Origin of the sequence: Bacillus sp. FSL K6-3154, assembly GCF_040869395.1 — a bacterium.
In the GTDB taxonomy this organism is placed as follows: Bacteria; Bacillota; Bacilli; order Bacillales; family Bacillaceae; genus Bacillus; species Bacillus safensis.
The window spans coordinates 196,130-218,431 of record NZ_CP152033.1 but is presented as its reverse complement, the minus strand read 5'-3'; the positions used below and the strand labels follow the sequence as shown (position 1 = coordinate 218,431).

The 22,302-nt window shown below is 42.5% G+C and carries 28 protein-coding genes and 1 riboswitch; of the genes, 21 read left to right on the top strand and 7 right to left on the bottom strand.

Annotation, left to right across the window (positions count from 1 at the left end; all coding sequences use genetic code 11):
- Nucleotides 1-19 precede the first annotated feature (19 nt).
- Complete coding sequence (tasA, locus tag MHH61_RS01235) at nucleotides 20-820, top strand: biofilm matrix protein TasA (RefSeq protein WP_024422970.1); 801 nt, start codon at nucleotides 20-22, stop codon at nucleotides 818-820.
- Between the two features lie 67 nt (nucleotides 821-887).
- Here tasA and sinR read toward each other — a convergent pair whose 3' ends face one another.
- From sinR to MHH61_RS01215, 4 genes are all read right to left on the bottom strand, one after another.
- Entirely contained in the window at nucleotides 888-1,223 is a 336-nt protein-coding gene (gene sinR / locus MHH61_RS01230; protein ID WP_024422969.1) for a transcriptional regulator SinR, read from the bottom strand.
- A 33-nt stretch (nucleotides 1,224-1,256) separates the two neighbouring features.
- Nucleotides 1,257-1,421, bottom strand: coding sequence for an anti-repressor SinI family protein (locus tag MHH61_RS01225; protein WP_073206269.1), 165 nt, complete (start codon nucleotides 1,419-1,421; stop codon nucleotides 1,257-1,259).
- 181 nt (nucleotides 1,422-1,602) lie between these two features.
- Nucleotides 1,603-2,400: a YqhG family protein gene (locus MHH61_RS01220; RefSeq protein WP_024427993.1), complete on the bottom strand. Its 798-nt coding sequence runs from the start codon at nucleotides 2,398-2,400 to the stop codon at nucleotides 1,603-1,605.
- A 14-nt stretch (nucleotides 2,401-2,414) separates the two neighbouring features.
- Entirely contained in the window at nucleotides 2,415-4,085 is a 1,671-nt protein-coding gene (locus MHH61_RS01215) for a DEAD/DEAH box helicase (RefSeq protein WP_024427994.1), read from the bottom strand.
- Nucleotides 4,086-4,338: 253 nt separating this feature from the next.
- Nucleotides 4,339-4,445: riboswitch (glycine riboswitch) on the top strand.
- Nucleotides 4,446-4,646: 201 nt separating this feature from the next.
- Between MHH61_RS01215 and gcvT the strand changes: the two genes are divergently transcribed.
- From gcvT to gcvPB, 3 genes are read left to right on the top strand one after another with little or no spacing between them, the layout of a single operon-like run.
- Nucleotides 4,647-5,744 carry a glycine cleavage system aminomethyltransferase GcvT gene (gene gcvT / locus MHH61_RS01210; protein ID WP_024427995.1) on the top strand — a complete coding sequence of 366 codons (1,098 nt, stop codon included), beginning with the start codon at nucleotides 4,647-4,649 and terminating at the stop codon, nucleotides 5,742-5,744.
- Between the two features lie 16 nt (nucleotides 5,745-5,760).
- Nucleotides 5,761-7,107 (top strand): aminomethyl-transferring glycine dehydrogenase subunit GcvPA, encoded by a 1,347-nt coding sequence (gene gcvPA / locus MHH61_RS01205; RefSeq protein ID WP_125586570.1) that lies wholly within the window; start codon nucleotides 5,761-5,763, stop codon nucleotides 7,105-7,107.
- Nucleotides 7,100-8,560, top strand: coding sequence for an aminomethyl-transferring glycine dehydrogenase subunit GcvPB (gene gcvPB, locus MHH61_RS01200; RefSeq protein ID WP_034621614.1), 1,461 nt, complete (start codon nucleotides 7,100-7,102; stop codon nucleotides 8,558-8,560). Before gcvPA ends, gcvPB begins: the two co-directional genes overlap by 8 nt.
- A gap of 44 nt (nucleotides 8,561-8,604) precedes the next feature.
- On the opposite strand, the gene MHH61_RS01195 is transcribed toward gcvPB, so the two are convergent.
- Nucleotides 8,605-8,985 carry a rhodanese-like domain-containing protein gene (locus MHH61_RS01195; protein WP_087978357.1) on the bottom strand — a complete coding sequence of 127 codons (381 nt, stop codon included), beginning with the start codon at nucleotides 8,983-8,985 and terminating at the stop codon, nucleotides 8,605-8,607.
- Between the two features lie 219 nt (nucleotides 8,986-9,204).
- Here MHH61_RS01195 and MHH61_RS01190 point away from each other — a divergent pair, with 219 nt between their 5' ends.
- The 3 genes from MHH61_RS01190 to MHH61_RS01180 all read left to right on the top strand — a co-directional run bounded on the left by MHH61_RS01190 (nucleotide 9,205) and on the right by MHH61_RS01180 (nucleotide 11,541).
- Nucleotides 9,205-10,041 (top strand): biotin/lipoate A/B protein ligase family protein, encoded by an 837-nt coding sequence (locus MHH61_RS01190; RefSeq protein ID WP_024422962.1) that lies wholly within the window; start codon nucleotides 9,205-9,207, stop codon nucleotides 10,039-10,041.
- An 85-nt stretch (nucleotides 10,042-10,126) separates the two neighbouring features.
- Nucleotides 10,127-10,561 carry a transcriptional regulator MntR gene (gene mntR / locus MHH61_RS01185; protein WP_024422961.1) on the top strand — a complete coding sequence of 145 codons (435 nt, stop codon included), beginning with the start codon at nucleotides 10,127-10,129 and terminating at the stop codon, nucleotides 10,559-10,561.
- Between the two features lie 104 nt (nucleotides 10,562-10,665).
- Nucleotides 10,666-11,541, top strand: a complete 876-nt coding sequence (locus tag MHH61_RS01180) for a patatin-like phospholipase family protein (RefSeq protein WP_024427998.1) — start codon at nucleotides 10,666-10,668, stop codon at nucleotides 11,539-11,541.
- On the opposite strand, the gene MHH61_RS01175 is transcribed toward MHH61_RS01180, so the two are convergent.
- Nucleotides 11,538-11,933, bottom strand: a complete 396-nt coding sequence (locus MHH61_RS01175; RefSeq protein ID WP_024422959.1) for an SA1362 family protein — start codon at nucleotides 11,931-11,933, stop codon at nucleotides 11,538-11,540. The genes MHH61_RS01180 and MHH61_RS01175 overlap by 4 nt on opposite strands.
- A 38-nt stretch (nucleotides 11,934-11,971) precedes the next feature.
- On the bottom strand, nucleotides 11,972-12,928 hold the full coding sequence (locus tag MHH61_RS01170) for a DUF1385 domain-containing protein (protein WP_025092983.1): 957 nt from the start codon (nucleotides 12,926-12,928) through the stop codon (nucleotides 11,972-11,974).
- A gap of 223 nt (nucleotides 12,929-13,151) precedes the next feature.
- Between MHH61_RS01170 and MHH61_RS01165 the strand changes: the two genes are divergently transcribed.
- From MHH61_RS01165 to accB, 14 genes are all read left to right on the top strand, one after another.
- Entirely contained in the window at nucleotides 13,152-13,679 is a 528-nt protein-coding gene (locus MHH61_RS01165; RefSeq protein ID WP_024428000.1) for a YqhR family membrane protein, read from the top strand.
- Between the two features lie 108 nt (nucleotides 13,680-13,787).
- Nucleotides 13,788-14,231, top strand: coding sequence for a type II 3-dehydroquinate dehydratase (aroQ, locus tag MHH61_RS01160; RefSeq protein ID WP_024422956.1), 444 nt, complete (start codon nucleotides 13,788-13,790; stop codon nucleotides 14,229-14,231).
- Nucleotides 14,228-15,289, top strand: a complete 1,062-nt coding sequence (locus MHH61_RS01155) for a Xaa-Pro peptidase family protein (RefSeq protein ID WP_024428001.1) — start codon at nucleotides 14,228-14,230, stop codon at nucleotides 15,287-15,289. Before aroQ ends, MHH61_RS01155 begins: the two co-directional genes overlap by 4 nt.
- A gap of 25 nt (nucleotides 15,290-15,314) precedes the next feature.
- A complete protein-coding gene (gene efp, locus MHH61_RS01150; protein WP_007501192.1) occupies nucleotides 15,315-15,872 on the top strand; it encodes an elongation factor P in 558 nt (185 codons plus the stop codon).
- Nucleotides 15,873-16,043: 171 nt separating this feature from the next.
- Nucleotides 16,044-16,325, top strand: coding sequence for a YqhV family protein (locus MHH61_RS01145; RefSeq protein ID WP_024422953.1), 282 nt, complete (start codon nucleotides 16,044-16,046; stop codon nucleotides 16,323-16,325).
- A gap of 66 nt (nucleotides 16,326-16,391) precedes the next feature.
- Complete coding sequence (gene spoIIIAA, locus MHH61_RS01140; protein ID WP_034280251.1) at nucleotides 16,392-17,315, top strand: stage III sporulation protein AA; 924 nt, start codon at nucleotides 16,392-16,394, stop codon at nucleotides 17,313-17,315.
- A complete protein-coding gene (gene spoIIIAB, locus MHH61_RS01135; RefSeq protein ID WP_024428003.1) occupies nucleotides 17,309-17,824 on the top strand; it encodes a stage III sporulation protein SpoIIIAB in 516 nt (171 codons plus the stop codon). Before spoIIIAA ends, spoIIIAB begins: the two co-directional genes overlap by 7 nt.
- Nucleotides 17,825-17,843: 19 nt before the next feature.
- Nucleotides 17,844-18,050, top strand: a complete 207-nt coding sequence (gene spoIIIAC, locus MHH61_RS01130; RefSeq protein WP_003153142.1) for a stage III sporulation protein AC — start codon at nucleotides 17,844-17,846, stop codon at nucleotides 18,048-18,050.
- The gene (spoIIIAD, locus tag MHH61_RS01125) at nucleotides 18,047-18,460 is read left to right on the top strand and encodes a stage III sporulation protein AD (protein WP_087978339.1); all 414 of its coding nucleotides are present in this window, start codon (nucleotides 18,047-18,049) and stop codon (nucleotides 18,458-18,460) included. The genes spoIIIAC and spoIIIAD overlap by 4 nt, the downstream gene beginning before the upstream one ends.
- 19 nt (nucleotides 18,461-18,479) lie before the next feature.
- A complete protein-coding gene (spoIIIAE, locus tag MHH61_RS01120) occupies nucleotides 18,480-19,673 on the top strand; it encodes a stage III sporulation protein AE (RefSeq protein ID WP_061109344.1) in 1,194 nt (397 codons plus the stop codon).
- 14 nt (nucleotides 19,674-19,687) lie between these two features.
- Complete coding sequence (spoIIIAF, locus tag MHH61_RS01115; RefSeq protein WP_024422949.1) at nucleotides 19,688-20,320, top strand: stage III sporulation protein AF; 633 nt, start codon at nucleotides 19,688-19,690, stop codon at nucleotides 20,318-20,320.
- Entirely contained in the window at nucleotides 20,313-20,984 is a 672-nt protein-coding gene (gene spoIIIAG / locus MHH61_RS01110; protein WP_024428005.1) for a stage III sporulation protein AG, read from the top strand. The genes spoIIIAF and spoIIIAG overlap by 8 nt, the downstream gene beginning before the upstream one ends.
- On the top strand, nucleotides 20,984-21,616 hold the full coding sequence (locus MHH61_RS01105) for a SpoIIIAH-like family protein (protein WP_024428006.1): 633 nt from the start codon (nucleotides 20,984-20,986) through the stop codon (nucleotides 21,614-21,616). The genes spoIIIAG and MHH61_RS01105 overlap by 1 nt, the downstream gene beginning before the upstream one ends.
- Nucleotides 21,617-21,810: 194 nt before the next feature.
- Complete coding sequence (gene accB / locus MHH61_RS01100; RefSeq protein ID WP_024428007.1) at nucleotides 21,811-22,293, top strand: acetyl-CoA carboxylase biotin carboxyl carrier protein; 483 nt, start codon at nucleotides 21,811-21,813, stop codon at nucleotides 22,291-22,293.
- The last annotated feature ends 9 nt before the right edge of the window (nucleotides 22,294-22,302 follow it).

Here is a 22,302-nt window from a genome sequence, read left to right as displayed (position 1 = left end):
TATATTAGGGGGTTTATTCATGGCAATGAAAAAATCAATTCGTTTAGGTGTATTATCAGGGGCTTTAGGTCTTGCATTAATTGGCGGGGGAACATGGGCGGCGTTTAATGATATTGAAAAGGCAAACGCGGTCTACTCGACAGGAGAGCTGGATTTATCTGCTAAAGAGAACTCCGGCGCCATCAACCTTTCGAACTTAAAACCTGGTGATCGGATCAAGAAAGAATTTCATTTTGATAATAAGGGATCACTAGCGATAAACCAAGTGCTGATGAGTCTTGATTACAGCCAGTTTACAGATGGATCTTCCGCGAAGAATGGCGGTAAAAATACAGCTGAAGAATTTCTCAGCCAGTTTCAGGTGAGTGTTCTTACGGTTGGAGCCGAAGGTGGAAATGGTTATCCGAAAAATATTATTTTAGACCATGCAAACCTGCTTGACTTGCATCAATTAACGTCAAAACAGGATCAGACCGCATTTGAAAAGCTTCGTCATGCCGTCGATGAGAAGTTTTTACATGAAAGTGGGAAAATTAATGTAGCAACTGTTGATGGAACAGTGGCTCCAGAGTATGACGGCATTCCAAAGAATCCGTTTGATTACGATAAAATGGAAATGATCATTGAATTTATCAATGACCAGACGAAGGATAAAGCTGGTCACTATATCCAAAATAAATACCAAGGCGATGCGATTCAAATTGATCTTTCCTTCGAAGCGACTCAGTGGAATGGTTTAACGATCAATCCAAAAAAGCATACGGATGAAAAAGGCTACGTGAAAGAAAACGAAAAAGCACACAGCGAAGATAAAAAATAAAGCCAGTCTTTAGGCTGATATCAAGGTCTGCATAGCAATTGGAGGAGTATGCGCTAAAACGTGCGCTTTACTCCTCTTCTTGCTTTTTTCTCCAGATTTGATAATCTAAAAATTCACGAAATTGCTTTTTCGAAACCCCTGATGTCATTGCATCTCGAACTAGTTTTTCCCATTCACTATCTAATTGACCATCGTATTCGGTTTCATCTTTTTCGTTTAAAAGTGTATGAACCGAGACGTCCAGAACAGCGGAGACTTTTTCAAGAAATTGAATGGAGGGGTTTGTTTGCAAGTTTCTTTCTATTGAGCTTAAATAAGACTTCGCTACCCCAGCCTTTTCGGCCAGTTCTGATAGTGAGTAGCCTTTTTCATTGCGGTATTGTTTAATACGCTGGCCAATCAATGTCATCACCTTCCTTTCGATATTATAGCACATTCAGAAAGGTTTGATAGAATGACTTCTTACCAGAGGGGGAGACTCAGAGGACTTTTCATTTGATTTGAGGAAATGACGGACTTCTTCAACTGTTAGTCCTGCCTTGCGAGCTTCGCGTAATAATTGAACCCATTCACTGTCTAATTTGTTCGTTTTCTTTTCCATACAAATACCCTCCTAAAATACTGAATCATGTATTTCAGGCACTTAACGCATGAAATGGAAAGACATAGGTGGTAAGACCTCATAGTTTGCTTGCGTCATGTTTCCGCCCAATACAAACAGACAAACTTAGCTTTAGACTGATCGAAAATTGTATGTCACATAAAAGGGAGGGGACCATGAGTCAACCTCCTCTTTTTTGCTGTAAGTAAAAAAGTCCGCCATTTTCAATCGTAAGACTGATTTTTGGTTCGTATAAAGTTTTGAGTGCTTGTCTTTCTATTTCATATTCTACAGATGTGTCTGAAGTCCCTTCATAAAATTGGTTTAAAAGTTCGAAGTCTTCCTTCCATTTTTGAACGGCTCGCACTGCCCAGTCGTCCGGCTCCTCATGGGCATAATGCTCCATAAGGCTGTAAAGCCGTTTGATTCCGCTCTCTGGCTTAATCATTGTGCTCATCGTAAAGCAATAATCGGGAATTTGAGACGACAGCTCACGAGCTTCCAACTTCTCTTGAAATTGTTCAATGACTTCTCCGCGAATGAGATGAAGGCCTAATGATAAAAGCTTATCCTTCTTCCGGTCTGCAAGGTAAGAAATTTTTACATTGAGACCAAGCCATGGCTCAAGGGCGATCTGGTTGTTCGTGAGCGGGCTGACTCGTTCATAAAGCCGGATAAAACGGCCCTGCTCTTTGACCGCCTCAAATATTTGAAATAACCGGGGGGAGCCGAAATGGATAAATTCACCACTGATCGTATCACCCGCTTTTTTTTGATCTGTGATCAAAGTCAATTGCCGCGGTTCAGGTACACCGCCAGTTTTTTCAAGCCAGTGCCAATAAAAAGGACGGTTCATAATCAATTTATCCATTTCAATTGTCAGTTGTACGGTCATATGTCCTGCACTTTCTTCTAATATGCTGCATTGATTCGCCTTGAAAAAACGGAGAAGAAAGGTGTGAATGTCATGCTGCTCCATTGATCAACTCTCCTTTATGAGCCTTGCTGTCTTTTTTCTAAAAGTGGTGTTTGTGCTTCAGTTAAATAAGAAGCAAACTGGGTTAATTTCTTTTTCATGTCTCCGCCTGGTTCATGCTGGAAGAGGATTTGATGCAATTCTGTTTCGACATCTTTAATATCAATTCTTGTTAAAATATCATCTAAATCGCCTATGACGTTTTCAAACAGCTGAATTTTTTCATATAAAAGCTTTAAAATATGCTCTTCAACTGTTCCGCTCGTTGCCATATTGTAAATGTGGACATCTCGCTCTTGGCCAAGGCGGTGGATACGTCCAATTCTCTGTTCTAAACGCATCGGGTTCCACGGGAGGTCGTAGTTAATGATTTGGTTACAAAACTGAAGGTTGATCCCTTCGCCGCCAGCTTCTGTCGCAATTAACACTTGCGCCCGTTCTCTGAATAAATCTTTCATCCAATCTTTTTTGCCCCGCTTAAAGCCGCCCCGAAATGGCACGGAGCTGATGCCATTTTGCTGTAGAAACCATTGTAAATAAATTTGTGTGGCGCGGTATTCGGTGAAAATAATGACCTTCTCATTTAACTGCTGAATGAGTTTGACCACTTCAAGCGCCTTTGAGTTTTGCTCCACTTGATTGATTTTCTCCATGATTTGCGTTATAGCAGAAGATCCGAGAATATGCTTTTCTTCTTCCTGCATTTTTTTAATCGTCATATAAACTGCTTCACGGCTTGAACAGCATTCTCGTTCCAAGGTCATAATGGAAAACATATGCTTTGTATAAGACGGATTCTCTTTCAGCTTGCAGATTTCATCATACAAGGCTTGTTCTGTCGGAGAGAAATCAATAGAAATCGTTTTGACATGCCGTTTTGTCCACTCGATGCCTGTGTCTTGTCTTCGGTTTCGAATCATCACTTTATTGACGAGCTGTTTTAATCGGTCATGGTCTTCAAGCTGCAAGTCTTTTTTGGCAAAGATATCTTTAAATTGATGTTCATTTCCTAGGTGGCCTGGCTTCAGAAGGGAAACAAGATTAAATATTTCTCCGATCCGGTTTTGAATAGGTGTTGCTGTCAGTAGCAGGCAGAACTTCTTATTCAGGTTTCTCACAAATTCATAGTTTTTCGTTTTATTGTTTTTCAGTTTGTGTGCTTCATCGATAATGACCATATCGTAGGCAATCGATAAAATCGTGTCTCGATGCGGCTGTCTTTTGGCTGTGTCAATAGAGGAAACGACAACGTCACACTGTTCCCACACATAGCTCTTTTTTTGTTCAACAGCATCAATATAAAATTTCGTCCGCAGCTCCTGTACCCACTGAGACACAAGGGAGGCGGGGACGAGAATGAGAATCTTTTTGGCAAGTCCACGAATCATGTATTCTTTGATAATGAGTCCTGCTTCTACGGTTTTTCCAAGTCCCACTTCATCTGCTAGAATGGCTTTCCCATTCATTTCTTCTACGACTCTTCTGGCTACTTCGAGCTGGTGCTTTAAAGGTGTGAATGCAGGCAGGTGCGCGGGAGCTTGCAGTCCCTCAAATGAATCAATGGCTGTGACTTTTTGAACCTGCGTCGCTAAACGATACATATCCCAGTTTGCCCAAGGGCCGTCTGCTGAAAGCCGCTGCTGAAATTCATTTGCCCATTCCTGATCAAAAATCGTTTGAATATTCAATGTGGTCGCCTGCCTTTCTTTCTAGTAGGATCTGATAAAATTGTTCTGTTTTTAAACGCTTCATTTTTTTGGAGGTCTCTAAAAGACTAGATATATGAATAAAAGCGAACGATATCGAAGGGTTATTTTAAAAATGTTAATGATTTTTCTGTTGCTCTTCATCCATTTCTAATGGTAGGATGTTGATAAGTGATCTAGAAAATAAGTCACCCATTTTGATAGTATGTCCAATAAATGTGAAAAATATGAGCGGATGATGGTATGGGGAGAGACTTGGCGGTTATTTTGCACTGGCAGGCGCCGAAGGAGCAAGCTGAATGATTCAGTGAATCTCTCAGGCAAAAGTACTCTTACCGGACGCAACTCTGGAGAGTGTTTGCTTAAGGGTTTTAGCAAACCACCAAAGGGGAAAACGCACAATGATATTGTGCTGTAAACTTTCAGGTGCAAGGACAGAGACTTCTTTTTGATAAAAGGGAGCGCTCTGTCCTTTTTTGCTGTGATTTTTTTCTGAAAATTCAGCTTGCATTTGCACTGTGAGAAAAAAGGGGGAAACGATTGATGTTGAAACGAACACCGCTTTTTCATGCGTATGAAACGTTTGGCGCAAAAACCATTGACTTCGGGGGCTGGGAATTACCTGTCCAATTTTCTTCCATTAAAGAAGAACATGAAGCTGTTCGAACAAAAGCAGGGCTTTTTGATGTGTCTCACATGGGTGAGGTGGACGTCAAAGGTCAAGATGCCCTTCCATTTTTACAAAGGTTATTAACCAATGATGTGTCTAAGCTGACAGACGGTAAGGCACTATATACAGCCATGTGTTATGAAGATGGCGGAACGGTAGATGACCTGCTCGTCTACCAAAAAGAAAAGAATCACTATTTGCTTGTCATCAATGCATCAAATATCGATAAAGACGTGGATTGGCTTTTGAAGCACCAAGAGAAGGATGATGTATTGATCAAAAATATGTCTGATCAAACCGCCTTGCTAGCGCTTCAAGGACCTCTTGCAGCTGACATCATCAAAGAGGTGGCGGGTGAAGAGGTGACATCGCTTAAGCCATTTACATTTTTATCAAAAGCTGAGGTCGCAAATAAAGAAGTGCTCGTTTCCAGAACAGGCTACACAGGGGAAGATGGCTTTGAAATCTACTGCCAGTCAGAAGATGCGGTTCACCTTTGGTCCGCTTTATTAGAAGCGGGGCAGCCAAAAGGACTCATTCCATGCGGACTCGGTGCACGTGACACCTTGAGATTTGAAGCAAGACTTCCGCTTTATGGCCAGGAGCTGACAAAGGATATCTCTCCATTAGAAGGCGGAATTGGTTTTGCTGTCAAAACGGATAAAGAAGCTGATTTTATCGGAAAAGCTGCACTTAAAAAACAAAAAGAAGAGGGACTGAAGCGAAAGCTTGTCGGCATTGAAATGATTGATAAAGGGATTCCGCGTACAGATTATCCAGTCTTTTCAGGAGAAAAACAGGTTGGGATTGTCACAACAGGCACTCAATCCCCAACATTAAAGAAAAATGTCGGGCTTGCTTTGATCGAAACCTCAGAGGCGGAGCTTGGATCAGAGGTGGAAGTACAAGTTCGCAAAAAACGTCTAAAAGCCAAAATCGTCGCAACACCATTTTATAAAAGAGCCAAATAACGAGGGGGAATAGAGAATGAAGCACAGGTATTTGCCGCAAACAGAGCAAGATCAAAAAGAAATGCTGGATGTCATCGGCGTTCAGTCGATTGATGAGCTTTTTTCAGATATCCCAAAGAAAGTTAGATTCAAAGGAGCATACAACATCAAAGAAGCCGCATCTGAAACAGCGCTTGTCAGGGAATTATCCCGACTAGCTGCAAAGAATAAGGATACAGTTTCCTATGCATCGTTTCTTGGTGCAGGTGTATATGATCATTACCAGCCTGTCATTGTCGATCATGTGATCTCACGCTCTGAATTTTATACAGCGTATACACCTTATCAGCCGGAGATTTCGCAAGGTGAATTGCAAGCGATCTTTGAATTTCAAACAATGATTGCTGAGCTGACTGGTATGGATCTTGCCAACTCCTCGATGTATGATGGCGGGACGGCACTGGCTGAAGCGGCAATGCTCGCTGCGGGACACACAAAGAAGAAAAAAGTGGTTGTTTCTGAAACGGTTCACCCTGAATCAAGAGCGGTGCTGAAAACATACGCCAAAGGACAAAACATTGAAGTTATTGAAGTGCCTGCGAAAAAAGGGCAGACAGATCTAGCTGCATTGGAAAAAGCGGTCTGCGATGATACAGCAGCAGTTCTCGTGCAATATCCAAACTTTTTTGGTGTAGTCGAGCCGTTAAAAGACATTGAACCCATTGCACATAAAGGAAAAAGCCTATTCATTGTCTCTAGCAATCCCCTCGCACTCGGACTATTGACGCCGCCTGGAAAACTCGGGGCAGATATTGTCGTTGGTGATGCGCAGCCGTTCGGCATCCCGGCTGCATTTGGCGGACCTCACTGCGGATATTTTGCTGTGACGAAAAAGTTGATGAGAAAAGTGCCAGGTCGTTTAGTCGGGCAGACAGAAGATGAAAATGGTGTTCGTGGATTTGTTCTGACCCTTCAAGCGCGTGAGCAGCACATTCGAAGAGATAAAGCGACGTCAAATATTTGCTCAAACCAAGCATTAAATGCATTAGCTGCTTCTGTTGCCATGACGGCACTAGGGAAAACAGGCATAAAAGATATCGCCTATCAAAACGTGCAAAAAGCCCACTATGCCAAGAAACAGGCAGAAAAATATGGACTGCAGGCGGATGTAGAAGGGGCTCATTTTAATGAATTTGTGATCAAGTTACAGGAGCCTGTGAAAGAAGCCAATAAACGATTGCTTGAAAAAGGAATCATCGGCGGCTACGACTTGGGGCTAGACTACCCAGAGCTTCAGCAGCACATGCTTGTAGCCGTGACAGAGCTAAGAACAAAAGAAGAAATTGATACGTTTATCAAGGAATTGGGGGATCGCCATGAATAAACAAGATCAGCCGCTTATTTTTGAATTATCTAAAGAAGGAAGAATAGGGTACAGCCTGCCTGATTTAGATGTACCTGAACAGGAGATCCCGTCTTTATTTGATGAGACGTACATCCGTGATGAGGATGCTGAGCTTCCTGAAGTATCTGAGCTTGATATTATGCGTCATTATACAGCATTATCAAGACGCAATCATGGGGTTGATTCCGGATTTTATCCTCTTGGCTCATGCACGATGAAATATAATCCAAAGATTAATGAAAAGGTTGCACGCCTTGCAGGGTTCTCGCAGGTTCATCCGCTACAAGAGGCAGACACTGTGCAAGGTGCATTAGAATTACTATACGATCTAGGTGAACATCTTGAAGAAATTACGGGAATGGACGCTGTGACATTACAGCCGGCGGCAGGAGCACATGGCGAGTGGACGGGGCTCATGATGATCCGTGCGTATCATGAAGCAAGGGGAGATCATCAGCGTACAAAAGTCATTGTGCCTGATTCTGCTCATGGAACGAACCCGGCATCTGCGACAGTCGCTGGATTTGAAACCATTACCGTCGCATCTGACGAAAATGGGCTTGTTGATTTAGAAGATTTACGCCGCGTTGTTAATGAAGAAACAGCTGCTTTAATGCTTACAAACCCGAATACACTAGGCCTCTTTGAAGAAAATATTTTAGAAATGGCTGAAATCGTTCATGAAGCTGGCGGTAAGCTTTATTATGACGGAGCCAACTTGAACGCTGTTTTAAGCAGAGCAAGACCAGGAGATATGGGATTTGACGTTGTCCACTTAAATCTTCACAAAACCTTTACAGGCCCGCACGGAGGCGGAGGTCCTGGCTCAGGTCCTGTTGGCGTTAAAAAGGAATTAATTCCGTATTTACCAAAGCCGGTGCTTGTGAAGAAGGAAGGCCGTTTTTACTTTGATCATGACCGTCCAGAATCAATTGGGCGCGTGAAGCCATTCTATGGCAACTTTGGCATTAACGTCAGAGCCTATGCGTACATCCGCTCTATGGGGCCAGACGGCTTAAAGGCTGTAACCGATAATGCCGTGTTAAATGCGAACTATATGATGCGCCGCTTAAGTGCTCATTATGATTTGCCGTTTGATCGTCACTGTAAGCATGAATTTGTCCTTTCAGGTAAACGTCAGAAAAAATTAGGTGTGCGGACACTGGATATTGCCAAACGATTACTTGATTTCGGCTACCATCCGCCAACGATCTACTTCCCGCTCAATGTAGAGGAATGTATCATGATTGAACCGACTGAAACAGAATCAAAAGAAACACTTGATGCATTCATCGAAGCAATGATTCAGATAGCGAAAGAAGCAGAAGAGAATCCTGAAGTGGTGCAGGAAGCGCCGCATACAACGGTTGTCAAACGTATGGATGAAACAAAGGCCGCACGGAATCCAGTTCTCGTTTTTGAAAGAAAATAAAGAAAAAAGACTCAGGGGGAATCATGCTCCCAGAGTCTTTTTAGTTAGTTCTTCGTTTTAATGCGGCCGCCCCATTTTTTAAAGCCGCCTTTTAAATTATAAATCTCACGGCAGCCGTTTTTACGTAAAGTTTGGGCTGCTTTTCCGCTTCTAAAATTATTTTGACAATAGAGATAAACAGGCTTGTCAGGACGTATTTCATTTTTGCGCTGCTTTAGTTGGGAAAGGGGGATATTTCTTGCCCCTAAAATATGTCCGCCTTCAAACTCATTTGGCTCTCTCACATCAATGAGCTGGGCTTTGCGGTAACCTTTAATAAATTCTTCTTCCGTCAGCGTTTTCATAATACGCTGCTGATAAATGTAGCTGCCGATGGAATAAAGAACGAAAAGTCCACAAAGTGCGAGGACGATATAGTTGAATATTGACAATACAACTCGACTCCTTCTTGAGCATCAGCACAGTAGCCTGTCTGATGGTACGTTTTAGACAAATACTATTATAGTAAAGCATAAGAAACTTGTCATCATAAATGGTAAGAATTATTTTCAATTCCGTCCCTATTTGATAGACTGATGAAGAGAGAAAACCGGTGGTCACCACCATCATCTAACATTGACTACGTAAAAGAGAAGGGATTTTATATGCAAAAAGAGAAATGGTGTTTCATTGATTCAGGAAACCAAGACCCTGCCTTTAACATGGCAATGGACGAAGCCTTGCTTTATTGGCATAGCGAGAAGCTCATTCCGCCTGTTATCCGCTTTTATGGATGGAATCCGGCGACATTATCTGTTGGGTATTTTCAGAACGTTGAAAAAGAAATCAACCTAGAAGCCGTCAAGCGATATGGTCTTGGATTTGTCCGCAGACCAACCGGAGGACGGGGAGTACTTCATGACCAGGAGCTGACCTACAGCGTGATTGTGTCAGAGGAACATCCAGAAATGCCAGCGACGGTGACAGAGGCGTACCGCGTTATTTCAGAAGGCATTTTAGAGGGCTTTAAAGAGCTGGGACTCGATGCGTATTTTGCCATTCCTCGTACAGATAAAGAAAAGGAAAGCTTAAAGAACCCAAGATCATCTGTATGCTTTGATGCCCCTTCTTGGTACGAGCTTGTAGTAGAAGGCAGAAAGGTAGCGGGCAGTGCTCAGACGAGACAAAAAGGTGTCATTCTCCAGCATGGATCTATTTTAATTGACCTTGATGAGGACAAATTGTTCGATTTGTTCCTTTATCCAAACGACCGGGTGAGAGAGCGGATGCAGCGAAGCTTTAAAAACAAAGCGGTTGCCATCAATGAAATCTCAGACCGAACATGTACAATAGACGATGCGCGTGCTGCGTTTAAAAGAGGGTTTGAAAAAGGATTAAATATTGAGCTTGAACCTTATGAGCTGACAGATGAAGAATTAGCGTTTGTCCATCATCTCGCAAAAACGAAATATGCCTCAGATGATTGGAATTACAAGCGTTAAGCCGAAGGACACTCCTTGTTTTTTAATGAACGATGGTGTAGAATTGGGTTGATTATTAAGTAAAGGTGCATTATGGAGGGGTTTTATGACTACACCTAGTATGGAAGATTACATTGAACAAATTTATATGCTGATAGAAGATAAAGGATATGCCAGAGTCTCTGATATTGCAGAAGCACTCGCTGTCCATCCCTCCTCTGTAACAAAAATGGTTCAGAAGCTAGATAAAGATGAATACCTCATTTATGAGAAGTATCGTGGTCTAATTTTAACCCCGAAAGGCAAAAAAATTGGAAAACGTCTCGTATACAGACATGAACTGCTAGAGCAATTTTTAAGAATCATTGGTGTAGATGAAGAGAAAATTTATGATGATGTAGAAGGCATTGAACATCATCTCAGCTGGAATAGTATTGACCGCATCGGCGATCTCGTTCAATTTTTTGAAGAAAACGATGAGCGATCTGTTCAGCTGAAAGCGATTCAAAAGAAAAACGAACAAACAAATCAAGAATCTTAATCAAAAAGGACACCCTCAGCATGGGTGTCCTTTTTGATTAAAGTTCTAATTGAAAGCAAAAGCTCCTACACTATTATTAGCGTGAAATCAAAGGGGGCTCCTTGATGAAGATAGATGGTGTGTTCTCAGGTGGAGGCATTAAGGGGGCAGCGCTTGCAGGTGCCTATGAAGCGCTTGAAGCGAGAGGATTTCAATTTGTCCGTCTTGCTGGTACAAGTGCTGGAGCAATCATTGCTTCACTCATCGCAGCAGGTTTTACAAGCAAGGAAATTCGCACGCTTTTAGATGAAATGGATGAGCATCAATTGCTTGATAGGAGATGTCAATTCATCCCGTTTAAAATGCTCAGGTGGGTATCCATTTACTGGCGTCTCGGTCTTTATAAAGGAGACCGGCTGGAAAAATGGCTGACCGATGTGCTAAAACGAAAGGGGGTCACCGTGTTTGGAGACCTCAAAAAAGATTCACTGAAAATCGTTGCGTCCGATTTAACGAATGGAAAAATCCTTGTGCTGCCAGACGACCTTCCTTCATATGGATTAAATCCAGAACGGTTTTCCGTGGCGAGGGCCATTCGAATGAGCTGCAGCCTGCCGTATTTTTTCGAACCTGTCAAACTGAAGTCTTCAAAAGGCATTTGTACCATTGTAGATGGAGGAGTGCTGAGCAATTTTCCAATTTGGCTGTTTGCTGAAGAGAAAAAAAGACCGTTCGTCGGTGTCACATTAACGCCAAACGAAAAAGAACGCCCTCAACACTCCATCCGCAATGCGTTTGAACTGTTTGGCGCTCTTTTTGAAACGATGCGTGGTGCTCATGACGAAAGACATATCGCCACAAAACACGAACGTCATATTATTTTTATTCCTGTAGAACACGTCATTGCCACTGATTTTCAACTCATGACAGAAAAGAAAAAGGCGCTCGTCGATCTAGGCAGACAGAAGGCCGAGCAATTTTTAAAAAGCTGGACATTTTAAAATAAGGCGCGATTCTTCTTTTTGTTTTTCTTGCCTTCAATCACAGTCAAATGTGTTTGGCTTTTCTTTTTGAGAAGGACGGGCTTAGACTTGTGGTCAGTCGGCACGCTTCGCAAATGAGTGACCCGATTTTTCATCTGGCTTTTCGTTTTTGGTTTAGGCTGCTGGTAGCGACGTTTTGATTGTTTGACTGCTTTACGATAAAGATTGCCCTCTGTTCCAGTTCTTCGATTCATCAGCCATCTAAATAGGAAAAACAAAACCGCTCCAATGATCACAACAGACAGCAGCATGGTAAAAAGTCTGCCTGGGTTCGTTGTGAGTAAGTACACAAATCCCAAAACACCTAAAGCGAAAATAATGGTAAAAGCAGGATGTACTCGGCGATTCATAACTGTCCACCTCCGAAGGAATTTACCGGATTTATAAGTTAGATCACTTGATGAGCAGAATCTGACGCTTGTTTCAGAGATACTTCCTCTAAACGAAGAAGTTCATTAAAACTTGCAATGGCTACCTCGACTTGATCGTCAGAAGGTTCTTTTGTTGTGAGCAATTGCAGCCAAAGGCCAGGATAGCCAAGCGCTTTAAGCACAGGCACTTCTCGGAGTTTGTTCGTGAATTGAAGCACTTCAAATGAAATGCCCAGAACAACCGGAATAAGTGCCAAGCGGTTCAGAACTCTCACCCATAAAGGATCTGTCGGTACGAGTAAATAGACGAACATCCCGACAATGACAGTGAATAAAATAAAGCTGCTGCCGCATCGATAATGCAGACGAGATTGCTTTTGGACATTTTCCACTGTGATGTCAAGGTTCTGTTCATAGCAGTTTATGACTTTATGTTCTGCCCCATGATATTGAAATACTCTTTTAATTAAAGGGGTCATGGAAATAAAGTAAATATAGCCTAATAAAAGGACCAATTTGAAGAATGTTTCCACTGCGATTTGTGCGAAATTCCCTGAAAAGATGGGACGCACAAGCTCTGCTAAAAAGACAGGTACCAGGGTAAAGACAAATTTACTAAAGAGTAGAGAGAGAACTCCGATCACAGCAATGCCGAAGATCATGGATAATTTCGAGCTTTTTTGTTCTTTTTCAAGAGTATGATCTTCAGAAGGATCTAAGTCATATCGCTCACTGGAGAAGTTTAAGTGCTTACTGCCGTTTGCGCTTGCTTCAACAAGTGCAACAACACCCCTGACAAAGGGGATTTTCTTGAGAAAGGCGGTTCGTTTATTGGAGGTCCGGGGAAGCTTCAAAAACTCAATGGACTGGTCCTTTCGCCGAATCGCTGTCACATAGTTCTTCTTACCTCCGAACATGACACCTTCGACAACTGCCTGCCCTCCATAAGCTGGAGGTTTTGTTTGATTGGACATATTTCATCAACCTGCCTGTTTCCTGTAATTTACATGCATTTCCTTATACCTTTATTGTACAGGAAATGAGGGGAAATCACTAGCTCACAGGTCGATTATCTACTAGAATTCTATCTACCTCTTTTTAGCCAGTATACCCTGTTTTAAAAATTTTACACTCACGCATGGAAATCCTTTTTTTTCATGACATTTTGGACATACTACTTGCTGGAGGTGTTCACAAATGAAACGTGATGAAAAGAAAAACCAAGAAGAAAAAAATCAGTCCGTGCAAACGACATCACTTGTGGCAAGAGCGGCTGCTACAGGCTTTGTCGGCGGTGTTTTTTGGGGCTTTATCGGGTTTCTGACCCATGTGTTTCATTTTTCAGAGGTGAGTCCCAATATGCTGCTTCAGCCATTTGTGCTTGGAGAATGGAAAAAGGGAGGACTTGGTACTTTTATCAGTATTGTGCTGTTAGGAGTTTTATCGATTGGAGCCGCCTTTATTTATTTTGGGCTTTTAAAAAGGATCAAAGGCTTTTGGATGGGTTTAGTATATGGCGGGCTTTTATGGCTGCTCGTTTTTTACGTATTTAATCCCATTTTCCCAGATGTAAAGCAAGTACAAGAGTTGCAGCAAAGCACCATTGTTACGACATTTTGCCTATATATTTTATATGGCATGTTTGTCGGGTACAGCATTTCGTTTGAATATAATGAATTGACGAGTCAAAAGCTTGCGAGGGCACTCGGGAAAAAGACAGAATAAAGTGTAAATCGCCTATTCATATGATAAAATATTTTTGGAAACGAAAGGTTTCTAAGGAAAAAGAAACAGATCTCGATATAGATTGAATTAGGGTGAAGGAGTGGTCATATGCCTCATTTTCTTGTACTGAATGGACCCAATTTAAATAGGCTTGGCAAAAGAGAGCCTGCTGTTTATGGAAGTAAGACGCTGACAGATTTAGAGACGGATTTGTTCCAGTTCGCAGAACGAGCAAACATCCAATTAACGTTCTTTCAATCAAATCACGAAGGGGATTTGATTGATGCGCTCCATGAAGCAGAAGATCAATACGATGGTGTCGTGTTTAACCCGGGTGCATTTACCCACTACAGCTATGCGCTGAGAGATGCCATTGCAAGTATTTCTTTATCAGTCATTGAAGTACATATCACAAATGTTCATAAGAGAGAGGAATTCCGCCATCATTCTGTACTTGCTCCAGTATGCCAAGGACAAATCGTTGGGCTTGGCTTAGAAGGGTATAAATTGGCGATTCGTTATTTAGTCAGTGAAGGGGGAGCAGTATCATGAAACTTGAAAAACTAAGAGCACTATTAAGTGAATTAGAGATCGATGGCCTTGTCATTACGAGCAGTTTTAATTTACAGTATATGACCAGCTTTACCGGATCAGCCGGTCTTGCTGTCGTTTCAAAGGACCGAGCAGCTTTTATCACGGACTTCCGCTATACAGAGCAAGCGAAGGATCAAGTCAAAGGCTATGACATCATTGAACATAAAGGAAACATTGTGGAAACGGCTGCTCAAACGGCAAAGGAATTTGGAGTGAAACGCCTTGGGTTCGAACAAAACCATATGACATTTGCCACGTATCAGCAGTACGCAGCCAAAGCAGGCGGTATAGAGCTTGTTCCAGTCTCTGAATCAGTTGAAAAGTTGCGCTTGATTAAGTCTAGTGAAGAGATTAAGATATTAGAGGAAGCTGCGAAGATTGCAGATCACGCCTTTGATCATATTCTCACTTACATCAAGCCGGGCCTGACGGAAATTGCTGTCATGAACGAGCTTGAATTTTTCATGAGAAAAGAAGGTGCTGAAGGATCTTCATTCGATATGATAGTTGCCTCAGGTGTTCGTTCAAGCCTGCCTCACGGAAGAGCGAGTGAAAAGGTGATTGAATCTGGTGATTTAGTGACACTCGATTTTGGTGCTTACTATAAAGGCTATTGTTCTGATATGACAAGAACGATTGCTGTCGGAACACCAAGCGACAAGCTAAAGGAAATTTATCATATCGTATTAGAAGCAGAAAACGCTGGTGTGGATAGAATCAAGCCAGGCTTAACAGGAAAAGAAGCTGATCGCATCACACGAGACATCATTGAAAAGTATGGCTATGGTCAATACTTCGGGCATTCAACCGGGCACGGGCTAGGTATGGAAGTACATGAAGCGCCAGGCCTTTCCTCACGATCAGAGGTCGTTTTAGAAGAGGGAATGGTCGTCACAGTTGAGCCGGGGATTTACTTGCCAGATGTCGGCGGCGTGAGAATTGAGGATGATATTGTCCTGACAGCTGACGGCAATAAACGATTGACCCACTCACCGAAAGAACTTATCATATTATGATGGTGAAATGTAGGAGGATGACAAAATGATTTCAGTAAACGATTTTCGTACTGGCCTGACAATTGAAGTGGACGGCGGTATTTGGCGAGTAGTGGATTTTCAGCACGTAAAACCAGGGAAAGGCGCAGCGTTTGTTCGTTCGAAACTGCGTAACCTGCGTACAGGTGCCATTCAAGAAAAAACATTCCGCGCAGGCGAAAAAGTAGCGAAAGCACAAATCGAAACAAAAACAATGCAATACTTGTATGCAAATGGCGATCAGCACGTCTTCATGGATACAAGTTCTTATGAACAGCTTGAACTAAGTGAAGCACAAATTAAAGATGAGCTGAAATATTTGCTTGAAAATATGTCTGTTCAAATCGTGATGTACGGTGATGAAACACTTGGAGTAGAACTTCCAAACACAGTAGAACTAGAAGTAGTAGAAACAGAGCCTGGTATTAAAGGTGACACAACATCAGGCGGCTCAAAACCTGCAAAAACTGAAACTGGTTTAATCGTCAACGTTCCTTTCTTTGTGAACCAGGGAGATAAACTAGTGATTAATACATCAGACGGCTCATACGTTTCAAGAGCGTAATGAACGAAAAAAGACTGTAAACCTCGTGTTTACAGTCTTTTTTTTATTGGAAAAATGACTCCTCAAGGCATCCCTTCTCTCAATTCTCTCATTCATCTCTCTTCCTTCCTGAAAAACAAGACTACTTCCAGCTGGTCAAGCATATAGTGTAAAAAAAGCTGGAGGTTCTATATGAAACAATTTCTCCCAGGTCTACACCCGTCAGTCGCTGCAATGGCAGGCATGAGATTCTTATCCGCCGCCATTGAACTGACGGCAGCCATCCTTATTTTAATCACAAATGATGTACGGAAAGCGGTAGTCATCAATAGTATATTGGCAATCATCGGGCCGCTCATTTTTATTATCACGATGACGATTGGAATCTATCAAATTGCCGGGCAGCTATCCTATGCAAAGCTCGTGTTCATTTTCATTGGTGTCGTGTTTATTCTTGTTGGGATTTATAAGTGAAACGGCTTGGCATAATTAACGGCTCACATCATACATTTTAGAGAAGAAAAAAAGGAGGGGAATTCGTTGCGGAGTTTGTTGGATATTCTCCCGCACTCGATTGGACAAGAACTCAGGCTGCTGAAAGAGGCAGAATGGGCGCAAATAGAAGAAATCCGCATTCGCACGGATCGTCCTATTGAATTGATGCAGGGAGGAAAACCACGTTTCCTTTCTTATCACACCACCTGGGAAGATGCGTCTCAGCTATTAGGCAGGCTGAGCAATTACAGCATGTACACACTTGAGGAAGAGCTAAAACAGGGCTACATCACCATATCTGGCGGACACCGGGTGGGACTTGCAGGAAAGGTGATCGTTGAAAACGGATTCGTCAAAGGGTTAAGAGATATCTCTTCATTTAATATCCGCATTGCCAAAGAAAAAATCGGAATTGCGCTTCCTTTTCTTCCTTATTTATATGAAGAGCACTGGCACAATACACTCATCATCGGTCCCCCGCAAACCGGGAAAACCACACTGCTCCGGGATATAGCACGTCTTGCTAGTACCGGCACAAAGACAATCCCTCCTAGAAAAACAGGCATTATTGATGAGCGTTCTGAAATCGCTGGATGTATCAGAGGGGTGCCGCAGCACCATTTTGGCCACCGGATTGATGTACTCGATGCGTGTCCAAAGGCTGAAGGGTTGATGATGATGATTCGGTCTATGAGCCCAGAGGTCATGATTGTCGATGAAATCGGAAAAAGTGAGGATGTAGAGGCACTTTTAGAAGCGATTCATGCCGGAGTCAGCATCATCGTCTCAGCTCATGGCTATTCACTTGAAGATGTATATAAACGACCTTCATTTAAACCGTTATGGGAGCTTCGTGTGTTTGAACGATATGTTGAATTAAATCGAAACAATGGGCCTGGCACGATCGGGCGGATGTACGGCGGGGACGGCCAAGAGATGAAATGGAGGCGGGGAGTGGACGTATGTTAAAGCTCATTGGCGCTATTTTCATTGTCGCGGCCACGACATGGGGAGGATTCGAGTTTGCCAAACGATATAGCGACAGACCTAAACAAATTCGGCAGCTGCGGTTTGCTCTCCAGTCTCTTGAAGCTGAAATTATGTATGGTCAAACCCCTTTAGCACGGGCGGCAGAGCAAATTGCAGCGCAGGTAGGTCCACCTGTGAATCAGCTGTTTGAACAATTTGCAGAAAAGCTGAAAGTGGGGACCTTTTCTGCACGTCATGCGTGGAACGAAAGTCTTGAGGATGTTTGGAAAAAAACCGTATTGAAAAAAGGCGAATATGAGGCGCTGAAACACTTTGGAGAAACACTTGGCCAGCATGATGTCACTTCTCAGCAAAAGTATATCAAGCTTGCTTTAGGTCATTTGGAATCAGAGGAGAAAGAAGCTGAAATCGCCCAAGCGAAAAATGAAAAAATGGTCAGAAGCCTCGGATTTTTAAGCGGATTACTACTGATTCTTTTATTGATGTGAGAGGAAGGGAGTCGAGAGCATGGGCGTTGATGTAAACGTCATTTTTCAAATTGCCGGAGTAGGCATCGTCGTGGCCTTTCTCCATACGATTTTAGACCAAATGGGGAAGAAAGAGTACGCTCAGTGGGTGACGCTGCTTGGGTTTATCTACATTTTGTTTATGGTGGCAACCATTGTAGACGATTTGTTTAAAAAGATTAAAGCCGTATTTCTATTTCAAGGATAGGGGAGGGCTTACAAATCGAAATCATACAAATTGTTGGACTTGGTTTAATCGCTACTTTTTTAGCATTAATCGTCAAAGAACAAAAGCCAACCTTCGCCTTTATGCTTGTTGTGTTTACCGGATGTGTCATTTTTCTTTATTTAATTGATCAAATCTATGCCATTATCTCGATGATTGAAAAAATTGCAGCAAGTGCCGGCGTCAATATGAAGTATGTTGAAACCATATTGAAGATCATTGGCATTGCCTATATTGCGGAATTTGGCGCTCAGCTGACGAAGGATGCTGGACAAGGCGCCATTGCATCCAAAATAGAGCTAGGCGGCAAGATTCTCATCTTGGTGATGGCAGTCCCAATTTTAACAGTCATCATTGAGACGATCTTAGGAATGATCCCGTCCATGACGTAAATGAAAAGAGGTGATGACAATGAAACAGGTGACCGCTGTAATGGGATTGATGCTTTTCTTTTGGCTGATTGCTCCGCATGCAGGGGCAGAAGAAAAAGAACCTTTATCTAATGAACAGCCAGCAGCACAGGAAGTGGCGAATGGACAGGCTGATGCACTTGAGCTTCATTCCATCAGTGACTTTTGGGAAACCATTTTGGACGAGTATGGCGGCTTTTTGCCAGAAAGCCAAAAGGGCACAGTGAAGGAAATGATTGACGGCGATAAAGAGCTGTCTCCCCAAACATGGCTGAAAGCCTTTGTACATTACTTATTTCACGAGGTTATTGCAAACGGAAAGCTCCTAGGTACTCTGATTTTACTCACCATCTTTTGTTCGCTTTTGCAGCTTTTACAAAATGCCTTTGAACAAAGCACCGTCAGCAAAGTCGCATATGCTCTTGTTTATATGGTGCTGATTATTATTGCACTTAACAGCTTTCATGTGGCGATTTCTTATGCCACAGAAGCCATTCAAACGATGACCAGTTTTATTCTTGCTCTTATTCCTCTTTTACTAGCGCTTATTGCTTCATCAGGCGGGCTTGTCTCAGCCGGATTCTTTCATCCCGTTATTTTATTTTTAATGAACACGAGCGGTGTTTTCATTCAGTATGTCGTTCTCCCGCTCATCTTTTTATCTGCAATATTGAGCATTATCAGTACGCTGACCGAACAATACAAGGTCACCCAGCTTGCCCAGCTGTTAAGAAATGTGGCAATTGGCGGGCTTGCCGTTTTTTTAACCGTTTTTCTCGGCGTCATTTCCGTTCAGGGTGCATCTGCGGCCGTTACGGATGGAATCGCTCTTCGTACAGCCAAATTCATTACCGGAAACTTCATCCCTGTCCTAGGCAGAATGTTTACAGATGCGACCGATACCGTGATCAGCGCCTCTGTTTTACTCAAAAATACAGTCGGACTAGTTGGGGTCGCCATTTTGATTTCAATTGCCGCTTTCCCGGCGATTAAAGTGCTTTCGTTAGCCCTTATCTATAAGCTTGCTGCTGCCATCCTTCAACCGTTAGGGGGCGGACCTATCATCAGCTGTCTTGATGTCATTTCAAAAAGTGTGCTGTATATATTTGCCGCACTTGCTGTTGTGTCGCTCATGTTCTTTTTAAGCATTACCGTCATCATCACTGCGGGTAACCTGACCATGATGATGAAGTAAGGAGGGGACACCTTTTGAGTTTTCTCACGGAATGGATCACAAGTATTATTCTTTTTATCTTATTTGCGATTGTTATTGATCTTCTGCTTCCCAATTCGAGCATGCAAAAGTATGCAAAAATGGTCGTCAGCCTGCTGCTCATCGTGGTCATGCTCAATCCGATTTTTGCTTTATTTCGAGCTGATCCTGATCAAATTTTTTCAGAATTGATGAAAGGGAAGGAAGAAGCGCAGTCAGAAGAAATAAAAAATCAGATGAATTTAGAAAAAAAAGAAATACAAGCCTCTCAGCGTGCATATATTTTAAAGCAAATGGCTGTCCAACTAGAAAAAAGCGCAAAGGAGCCACTGGAGAAGGAGAGCTATGTAATGAAACACGTAGAAGTGCTGGCTGATGAGGAGCATCTGGATCAGAATATGGAGGCGGATCAATTTCGCATCAAAGCAGTTCTTTCCCCGCTCACAGGTGATGCTGTAGAAACGGTGGCAAAGGTGGACATTGATCTCTCCAAGCAAAAGGAGGAAAGCGCTGGATCTTCTAGCAAAGAGATCACGAGGGTGAAAGAGACACTTGCTGATGTTTGGAATACGAGTCCTGAGCACATCGCGCTGAACATTGAGGGAGGTGACGCAGCAGATCATGAATAACAAGGACTGGAAACAAAAGCTGAAATCATTCTTCCAGCCGCCTGAAAAAGGTGAAGGGAAACCCAAATTAACGAAGCACCATTACTTGCTGCTTGTATTCATTATCGGCGTATCTTTCATGTTAGTCAGTCAGATCTTGTCACCGCCATCAAGCAAACAACAAGCTGCTGTTCCTGCTTCTAAAAAAACATCCTCAGAAGAGCAGGAGGTATTCAAACCGGCATCCTCAGGTAAACCAAAAAATTCAATTGAGGACGTGGAGCAAGAATACGAAAATCAGCTGAAAGAAATTTTAGAGACCATCATCGGCGTTGAGGATGTATCCATTGTGGTCAATGTAGATGCAACGTCTTTAAAAGTGTTTGAAAAAAACAAATCCAATAAAAGTACAACGACCGAGGAAACAGATAAAGAAGGCGGCGTACGAAGTGTCACCGATCAAACAAAAGAAGAAGAAGTCGTCATCATCAAAAATGGCAATGAAGAAACACCAGTCGTTGTTCAAACGAAAAAACCAGAAATCCGAGGTGTCCTCGTTGTTGCTCAAGGAGTAGACAACGTTCAAATAAAGAAAACCATCATTGAAGCGGTTACACGAGTGCTTGATGTACCGAGCCATAGAGTGGCTGTTGCCCCTAAAAAAATCAAGGAGGATTCGGAATGATGTTAAAAAAACAAACGGTTTGGCTATTAACGATGCTAAGTTTAGTTGTCGTATTAAGTGTGTACTATATCATGTCTCCACAAGGTGAAAATGCAGTGACAGTAGAAGATACGAAATCAAAAGGCACTGAAGAGAAAAAGGTTGAAACAGAAAAAGGGACGGACAAAGGCATGGAAAAAGGCGCTGATAAGAAATCCACTGACAAAGAAACAAACGGCAAACAAGAGGATATCGAAACAAGCGGTGAAGAAGGAAAGGCTGTGTCAGAGCAAACAGACGATGAGCTTTTTACAACATACAGACTAGAGCTTGAAGATAAACGAAGCAAGCAGCGCGAAGAATACAACGAAATTGTCTCCAGTGACGATGCAACAGCACAAGAAAAAAGTGAAGCATACGATCAAATGACAGCGCTCAGTGAAGCAGAAGGAACTGAGCGTCAGCTTGAGACATTGATCAAAACAAAAGGCTATAAAGATGCGCTCGTAAGTGCTGAAGGGGATAAAGTGAGCATCACGGTTCGTTCTGATAAAAAATCAAAATCTCAAGCGGCCGATATTATTGATATGGTCACAAAAGAAATGAGAGGTCTTGATAACGTAGCTGTCACTTTTGAGCCCACTAATCAATAAAAATGAACTGGCGCCCTTTGCGGAAAAGGGCGTTTTTTGATGCGGCTTGACGCCCTCTCCAAGGTGCTTACGCGAGGCGCTTCACCACAATAGTAGTTGAATTCATCGAAATCCTCCTGTAAGATGGTTATAGTATGTACTTTTAGTACTAGCCTATAATAAAAAGATAAATCCATACATAGGGGTGCAAATCCATGTTAAAAATCGAAGAAATTCATGAACTGATTAAATTAATTGACGACTCTACTATCGATGAGTTTACGTACGAAAACGAAGGTGCAAAAATCAAACTGAAGAAAAACAAAGAAGTCGTTCAGCAAGTTGCGGCACAAGCACCAGTGGCTCCTGTCCAAGCAGCTCCAGCTCAACAAGCTCCTAAAGCACAAGCTCCAGCTCAGACCGAAGCCCCTGCACAAGAGGCAGCTGCGTCTGAAAATCTGCATAAAATCACATCCCCAATGGTTGGCACATTTTATGCTTCCTCTTCACCAGAAGCAGATCCATACGTGACAACAGGTTCCAAGGTGAAGGAAAACACTGTTGTATGTATCGTGGAAGCGATGAAACTGTTTAATGAAATCGAAGCAGAAGTAAAAGGTGAAATCGTCGAAGTATTAGCTGAAAACGGTCAGCTTGTAGAATTCGGACAACCCCTCTTTCTAGTGAAAGCAGAGTAAGGAGTACGA

Excerpts from the sequence above, each read along its gene's own strand:
- accB (WP_024428007.1), top strand. The coding sequence starts at position 21,811 with ATGTTAAAAATCGAAGAAATTCATGAACTGATTAAATTAATTGACGAC.
- MHH61_RS01220 (WP_024427993.1), bottom strand. The coding sequence starts at position 2,400 with ATGGAGCAGCATGACATTCACACCTTTCTTCTCCGTTTTTTCAAGGCG.
- MHH61_RS01180 (WP_024427998.1), top strand. The coding sequence starts at position 10,666 with ATGAAGATAGATGGTGTGTTCTCAGGTGGAGGCATTAAGGGGGCAGCG.
- gcvT (WP_024427995.1), top strand. The coding sequence starts at position 4,647 with ATGTTGAAACGAACACCGCTTTTTCATGCGTATGAAACGTTTGGCGCA.
- MHH61_RS01145 (WP_024422953.1), top strand. The coding sequence starts at position 16,044 with ATGAAACAATTTCTCCCAGGTCTACACCCGTCAGTCGCTGCAATGGCA.
- MHH61_RS01170 (WP_025092983.1), bottom strand. The coding sequence starts at position 12,928 with ATGTCCAATCAAACAAAACCTCCAGCTTATGGAGGGCAGGCAGTTGTC.
- MHH61_RS01190 (WP_024422962.1), top strand. The coding sequence starts at position 9,205 with ATGCAAAAAGAGAAATGGTGTTTCATTGATTCAGGAAACCAAGACCCT.
- aroQ (WP_024422956.1), top strand. The coding sequence starts at position 13,788 with ATGCCTCATTTTCTTGTACTGAATGGACCCAATTTAAATAGGCTTGGC.
- MHH61_RS01105 (WP_024428006.1), top strand. The coding sequence starts at position 20,984 with ATGTTAAAAAAACAAACGGTTTGGCTATTAACGATGCTAAGTTTAGTT.
- efp (WP_007501192.1), top strand. The coding sequence starts at position 15,315 with ATGATTTCAGTAAACGATTTTCGTACTGGCCTGACAATTGAAGTGGAC.
- spoIIIAE (WP_061109344.1), top strand. The coding sequence starts at position 18,480 with ATGAAACAGGTGACCGCTGTAATGGGATTGATGCTTTTCTTTTGGCTG.
- MHH61_RS01165 (WP_024428000.1), top strand. The coding sequence starts at position 13,152 with ATGAAACGTGATGAAAAGAAAAACCAAGAAGAAAAAAATCAGTCCGTG.
- MHH61_RS01225 (WP_073206269.1), bottom strand. The coding sequence starts at position 1,421 with ATGGAAAAGAAAACGAACAAATTAGACAGTGAATGGGTTCAATTATTA.
- spoIIIAG (WP_024428005.1), top strand. The coding sequence starts at position 20,313 with ATGAATAACAAGGACTGGAAACAAAAGCTGAAATCATTCTTCCAGCCG.
- spoIIIAC (WP_003153142.1), top strand. The coding sequence starts at position 17,844 with ATGGGCGTTGATGTAAACGTCATTTTTCAAATTGCCGGAGTAGGCATC.
- mntR (WP_024422961.1), top strand. The coding sequence starts at position 10,127 with ATGACTACACCTAGTATGGAAGATTACATTGAACAAATTTATATGCTG.
- gcvPA (WP_125586570.1), top strand. The coding sequence starts at position 5,761 with ATGAAGCACAGGTATTTGCCGCAAACAGAGCAAGATCAAAAAGAAATG.
- spoIIIAB (WP_024428003.1), top strand. The coding sequence starts at position 17,309 with ATGTTAAAGCTCATTGGCGCTATTTTCATTGTCGCGGCCACGACATGG.
- tasA (WP_024422970.1), top strand. The coding sequence starts at position 20 with ATGGCAATGAAAAAATCAATTCGTTTAGGTGTATTATCAGGGGCTTTA.
- MHH61_RS01155 (WP_024428001.1), top strand. The coding sequence starts at position 14,228 with ATGAAACTTGAAAAACTAAGAGCACTATTAAGTGAATTAGAGATCGAT.
- gcvPB (WP_034621614.1), top strand. The coding sequence starts at position 7,100 with ATGAATAAACAAGATCAGCCGCTTATTTTTGAATTATCTAAAGAAGGA.
- MHH61_RS01175 (WP_024422959.1), bottom strand. The coding sequence starts at position 11,933 with ATGAATCGCCGAGTACATCCTGCTTTTACCATTATTTTCGCTTTAGGT.